Raw genomic sequence first — 5,868 nt, 5'->3', positions numbered from 1 at the left:
AATGGCCAGCCTTGGTCTCACTGCGTTTAGACCAAAGCTGAACCTCCCTGATCAATCGCTTACTGTTGGGCAGGTCATTGACCGAATCAAAGCGCAGGTAGGTATTGCCTGGCGTGAGCAGACTGTAGATCGCCTGATTATGGGTGCGCCGGAGTTACCTGTAAAGGGTATTGCCAGTACGATGATGGCTACGCTTGATGCGCTTCAGCGATCCGCGGCCAAAGGGCTCAACCTGATTATTACCCATGAGCCAACATTCTACTCGCACCAGGATCGAACCGAGCCCATCGAAAAGGATTCACTTTATTTACAAAAGCGTGAGTTTATCCAGCAAAAAGGCCTGGCGGTCTTTCATTTTCATGACCACTGGCATGGTCGTCGTCCAGATGGGATTGCTACGGGTATGATCCGTGAACTGAACTGGGAGAAAAATAAAGATTCTACTAATCCTCGACTGTTCAATTTTCCGGAGACTACGCTGGCGCGTCTGGCTCAGGAGATGGCTTCTAAATTGAATATTCGTACAATGCGCGTAGTGGGGAATCCTCAACTACCGGTTAAGCGGGTCATGGCGAGTTGGGGGAATGTAAGCCTGATGCCGGGTATTCCTTTCCTGGCTGATGCCGACGTACTGGTCGTGGGCGAGACGCACGAATGGGAACTGGTGGAATATGTGCAGGACGCCATCACTTCCGGACAACCCAAAGCACTAATTATTCTGGGGCATTTAGTGTCTGAGCAGGCCGGTATGAAATACTGTGCGGAGTGGCTGAAAGGCTTTATTTCCGAAGTGCCAATTGATTTCATCCCATCGCCTGAACCCTTCTGGCGCCCGGATAAGTCTGGCAAATGATTTAATCATAAAGCAAAAGCCTCAACGGTAACTAGTTGAGGCTTTTGCTTCTAAGGCCGGTTAATACCGTTATTGTTATATTTTATAGGAAGACTTTCTGGGTTACTGTTACAACAGCAAATCTTTGCAGCCCCTGGCTGATCAATTCTAACCCGAGTTAGCGATAGCTGACTTACGTTGGATATTGCCATTCGCCCCGGTAAGCACGACTTAGTAGCTTGTTGGCTTCAGGATCGTTCGGAATCTGACTACCATTCCATTCCACGCTACGTCCAAGTTTCATAGACAGCATTCCCAGCAACGCCATGTTGGTAGAGCGATGGCCGATTTCAATATCGCTGACGGGCGGTTTATTGTTTTTAATACTATCGAGGAAATTGGCCCACAGCAAAGCAATGTTCTGATCGTCAGGTTTGTCCAGCTGAGCATCCTGATGAATAACTGGCTTTTTCGGATCGGATGGGTAGAACGTCCAGCCATCAAGCCAGCCCATATGAAACGTACCTTCAGTTCCGTAAAAATAAACGCCTACCGCTTGCTGCGGATGGGTTTTTTCGGCCGTATTTCCGGCAAAAGCGCGTTGCTCCCACAAAGCCGTAAATCCTTCAAACTCGAACGTAGCAACTTGGTGATCAGGGGCATCGGTGCTGTCTTGTCGAATGGGTCGCCCGCCCGTAGAGTAAATTTTGCGCGGGTGTTTTTCATCCGTCCACCACAGAATCTGGTCCAGCCAGTGAATACCCCAGTCGCCTAATGTACCGTTTGCATAATCCAGGTAATTACGCCAGCCTCTGGGGTGCATGGTCGGGTTATAGGCACGTAGCGGAGCGGGTCCGCACCACATATTCCAGTCCATTTCCTTAGGCGCTTCGGCATCGGGTGTTGGCTTGCCGGGGCCACCAGGGTAATACACAAAGGCACGAGCCATTCCGATTTTCCCTGCTTTCCCGGATTTCAGAAACTCCATGCCTGATACGTTATGGGGTGATACGCGCCGGTGCGTTCCTACCTGACAGATACGTCCTGTTTGCCGGGCCGTTTTGACCATTGCTTTCCCTTCATTGATGGTATGGCTGATAGGCTTCTCAACGTACACGTGTGCTCCCGCATTCATGGCAGCAATGGCAATAAGTGGATGCCAATGGTCGGGCGTAGCAACAATCACGATCTGTGGCTTTTCGGTGGCCAGCATTTCCCGATAATCTTTGTAGAGCTTTGGTTTGTCGGACGTTAATTTGTTTAGCTCATCGCTCGTTTTCTGAAGCTGACGACTGTCTACATCACAAAGCGCCACAATCTTCGATTCGCCAGCCTGGACGGCACAACGAAGGATATTATTGCCCCACCAACCCGATCCCACCAGAGCAGTGCGGTATTTTTGAGTTGGTTGGCGTGTAATAAACGCGCGAACCTGCTTTGGGTCCGTAATCAAAGTAGCTCCGGCCAGAGCCGATGTTTTCAGGAAGTCAGTACGATTCATTGAGAAAAGTGATAGTAACGTTTATGCGCTAAACCGTTCGTAGGTATTTACTGTCTCAAAGATGAGTCTGAACGTTTTTTACCGTCAGTTTTCCAAATCATCGTCCCAGCCAGTCCAGTCGGTATGGAAATAGGATGCTATCACATTCATACATTAGGGTGATACTTTTGCTCGTCCCAGAACCCGTAACAGATTGCCGCCCCAGATTTTGGCAATGTCGGCTTCTGAATAGTTTCGACGAGTAAGCTCAACGGTCAAATTTTCGATCTGGCTAACATCTTCAAGGCCATTGACGCCACCGCCCCCGTCGAAATCTGAGCCAATGCCAACGTGGTCTATGCCCACCAATTTCACAATATGATCGATATGATCCACAATGTCGGTTAAGCTGGCACGCTCAGAGGCATAAACTTTGGATACTGAATCGCTTAGGGCCTGAATGCGGGCTTCCATTTGGGCCGAAGGCACTTTGCCAACGCGCGCCATACGTATTTTGGTTTTGGCCGCCCGATGCGCATCGGATGGCTTTTTGAGATAGTCACTTACAAAATTTACCTGTACTACGCCCCCTTTTGCTGCAATAGCCCGAATCATGTCGTCGGTCATGTTACGTGGAAAATCGCAGAGAGCCCGACAATTGGAGTGAGAGGCAATAACGGGAGCTTTCGATAAAGCCAGCGCATCATAGAACGTACTGTCGGCTACGTGCGATACGTCGATCAGGATGCCAAGCCGGTTCATTTCAGGCACAACCTGTTTACCAAAATCGCTGAGGCCGCCGTACATGGGCCCGTCTGGGTCAGTTGGCGAATCCCCAATCAGGTTGTTGGCAAAGTGGGTGAGGGTCATGTATCGGCAACCCAGATCGTAATACGTTTTCAGTAACGACAGATCCTTCCCGACGGGATAGCCATTTTCCATGCCAATAAAAATTGCTCGTTTGCCCGCTTTCTGAATTCGGTATGCATCTTCGGGCGACGTAGCTAATTCAGCAAGGTTCGGGTATTTCTTCAGGGCTTTATGAATCAGGTCAAATTGATTCAGGGCGTTACGTTTCGCTTCGGCGTGGCCTTCATCGGTACGTGGCCCCTGCGATGTATAGACGGCAAAAAACATAGCATCCATGCCGCCCTGTTTCATTCTGGGAAAATCAATTTGCGACGCATCCCGTTTTGTATCGTGCGTAGTGCCCATATCAAAGCCAGGCTTTTGCATCATTATTGGCGCATCAGCGTGTGTATCGAGTGTGAGTACCTTCTGGTGAATTTTACGGGCTTTTTTTATAATCGGGTCATCCTTTTCGGGTAACGCTGTAATGAATGCATTTAATCCGAGTAATACGGGGAGCAGAAACGGAAGCATAACGGATGAGGTTGTATAAAAGAGACTGACTCGAATCTACGTATTGACTCCCGAAATGACAAACTTTCGGCAGAACCCTGCGGTTATGGCATTACCTTTGTAACATCCAGTGAGTGCCTATAACCCGGAAGTAAATCATTTAACAATTCAGTCATTCAATTATGGCCGTTGTTCCTTATAAAGACAAAGACACTTCCAAGCGCGAGCAGGTTGCCGAGATGTTCGACAACATTTCGCCCAAATACGACCTTCTAAACCACGTACTAAGTGGTGGCATCGATATTCTTTGGCGTAAGCGGGCCATTCGTGAACTCCGATCCAGTAAATCTCCTGCTTTTCATCCTGGAACGATCCTGGATATTGCTACTGGAACGGGCGACTTCGCTTTGGAGGCACTTACGCTGAACCCCGAAAAAATCGTCGGTGTCGACATTTCAGAAGGTATGCTTGCTATTGGGCGCGAGAAAATGAAGAAGAGGGGAGTTGATCATATTATTGAGATGCGAACCGGCGATTCAGAAGGTTTACCATTCGCAGACAATGAATTTGATGCTGTTATCGTTTCGTTTGGTGTACGCAACTTCGAAAATTTGCTCAAAGGTCTAACCGACATGAACCGCGTAACGCGCCCTGGTGGTGTCTGTGTCGTGCTGGAATTCTCGAATCCGCGTCAATTTCCGTTTAAACAATTATACCGTTTTTACTCCCGGACTATCCTGCCGCTTATTGGGCGCGTAGTTAGCAAGGACTCGTCAGCCTACACGTACCTACCCGAATCGGTACAGGCTTTCCCCGACGGTCCCGACTTTCTGCGTATCTATGAAGCCGCTGGATTTACCACTACTAAATGGATACCGCTCACCTTTGGCATCGCTTCAATCTATATAGGCCACAAACCAGCGCGGCCATGACAGATCGTATCATTCGATACGTAGCGCTAATTATTCTAACGTTGCTTCTATTTCAAAGCAACAGTCAGGCTCAGTCTTCGTACAAATACGTTCGGAAACACCTTGAGCGGTACGACGACAAGGCGATTCACTACGGTTTTTTCTTTGCTGCACCTATTAATCGCTTTAGCATTACGCACAGCCCGGCATTTTTAAAAGCCGATTCCGCTTACCGTATTTATTCGCCAAACAAGCCCAATTTTCGGGTTGGCTTTGTCATTAATGCATTTCTGAATGACCGTTTCGATTTCCGTCTTACTCCGTCGGTTTCATTGGTAAGCCGGGAGGTTCATTACGATTATCCAAACAGTGAATCAAAGACCGAAACTCGCGAGTCAACCTGGCTCGACTTTCCCATGTTGCTTAAATACAAATCTGAACGACGTAACAACAGCCGAATGTACTTAGTAGCGGGCGGCACATTCAGTATTCAGACAAACGTGCGGAAAAAAGAAAACCAGGGTCAAAGTCGGCTTAGTACAGGTAATATGGATTTTGCGGTTGAGTACGGTGTCGGGTTTGAGCAGTTTTTCGAGTTTTTTAAATTTGCTCCGGAACTTCGTTTTTCGCATGGGTTGGTGAATTTATATCAGCCTAGCAACAATGCAGCTGGTGTTGGAATTAGTAAACTGACAACGCACTCGGTAACGTTACTGCTGAATTTTGAGTAACTGATTAAGTTAGCTGGATATCAGTAGCTTATAAAAAAAACGATTTTTTTGTGTTTTTTGCTTGCAAATAGCTGTTTTACTCACGTATATTTGCACTCCCAAAGGCAATAGCAAGACGGATTAAAGGGAGTTTAGCTCAGCTGGTTCAGAGCATCTGCCTTACAAGCAGAGGGTCGGCGGTTCGAACCCGTCAACTCCCACCACTGAAAATCAAGCACTTAACAGATATTGTTAAGTGCTTTTTTGTTTCGGTTGAAACGCTGGTTGAAACATGTATAGATAAGCTAATATTCAGTCCAAGAATATGAGATTCAGCTAAATCTATCTCGCTGATTTACTAATCCCAATCCGACGGATAATCCGGCGAGGCTGATACAGATAGTGGCTCGCCATAAATAGTTTGTTCCCCTGTATTCCATTGTGGCAATACCAATAAATCGCGTAAATCTAAATTAGATCTGTAGGCGTGTTTCTCAAGGTAGTCGCTAACGGCTAATCTGGTAACTAGGTTCTGCAAAGGAATCGCTTTTCGAGTCCATTCGTCGAACTTTC

The 5,868-nt window shown here is 47.5% G+C and carries 6 protein-coding genes and 1 tRNA gene; 4 read left to right on the top strand and 3 right to left on the bottom strand.

The window, feature by feature from the left end; translation table 11 throughout:
* A partial coding sequence (locus tag ACOJS8_RS20525; RefSeq protein WP_420150421.1) for a Nif3-like dinuclear metal center hexameric protein occupies positions 1-853 on the top strand: 853 nt, incomplete at its 5' end.
* Positions 854-1,025: 172 nt separating this feature from the next.
* Here ACOJS8_RS20525 and ACOJS8_RS20520 read toward each other — a convergent pair.
* Both ACOJS8_RS20520 and ACOJS8_RS20515 read right to left on the bottom strand, forming a co-directional pair.
* Positions 1,026-2,333, bottom strand: coding sequence for a Gfo/Idh/MocA family protein (locus ACOJS8_RS20520; RefSeq protein WP_420150420.1), 1,308 nt, complete (start codon positions 2,331-2,333; stop codon positions 1,026-1,028).
* A gap of 153 nt (positions 2,334-2,486) precedes the next feature.
* A complete protein-coding gene (locus tag ACOJS8_RS20515; RefSeq protein ID WP_420150419.1) occupies positions 2,487-3,695 on the bottom strand; it encodes a dipeptidase in 1,209 nt (402 codons plus the stop codon).
* A 161-nt stretch (positions 3,696-3,856) separates the two neighbouring features.
* Between ACOJS8_RS20515 and ubiE the strand changes: the two genes are divergently transcribed.
* From ubiE to ACOJS8_RS20500, 3 genes are all read left to right on the top strand, one after another.
* Positions 3,857-4,606 (top strand): bifunctional demethylmenaquinone methyltransferase/2-methoxy-6-polyprenyl-1,4-benzoquinol methylase UbiE, encoded by a 750-nt coding sequence (gene ubiE / locus ACOJS8_RS20510; protein WP_420150418.1) that lies wholly within the window; start codon positions 3,857-3,859, stop codon positions 4,604-4,606.
* Positions 4,603-5,316, top strand: coding sequence for an outer membrane beta-barrel protein (locus ACOJS8_RS20505; RefSeq protein ID WP_420150417.1), 714 nt, complete (start codon positions 4,603-4,605; stop codon positions 5,314-5,316). Before ubiE ends, ACOJS8_RS20505 begins: the two co-directional genes overlap by 4 nt.
* A 125-nt stretch (positions 5,317-5,441) precedes the next feature.
* Positions 5,442-5,519 (top strand) — tRNA-Val (locus ACOJS8_RS20500).
* A gap of 134 nt (positions 5,520-5,653) precedes the next feature.
* Here ACOJS8_RS20500 and ACOJS8_RS20495 read toward each other — a convergent pair.
* Positions 5,654-5,868, bottom strand: a 215-nt coding sequence (locus ACOJS8_RS20495; protein ID WP_420150416.1) for a hypothetical protein, incomplete at its 5' end; no start/stop codon positions are given.

The organism is Spirosoma sp., assembly GCF_048594605.1.
Lineage (GTDB): Bacteria > Bacteroidota > Bacteroidia > Cytophagales > Spirosomataceae > Spirosoma.
This window is presented reverse-complemented; position numbering and strand designations above follow the sequence as displayed.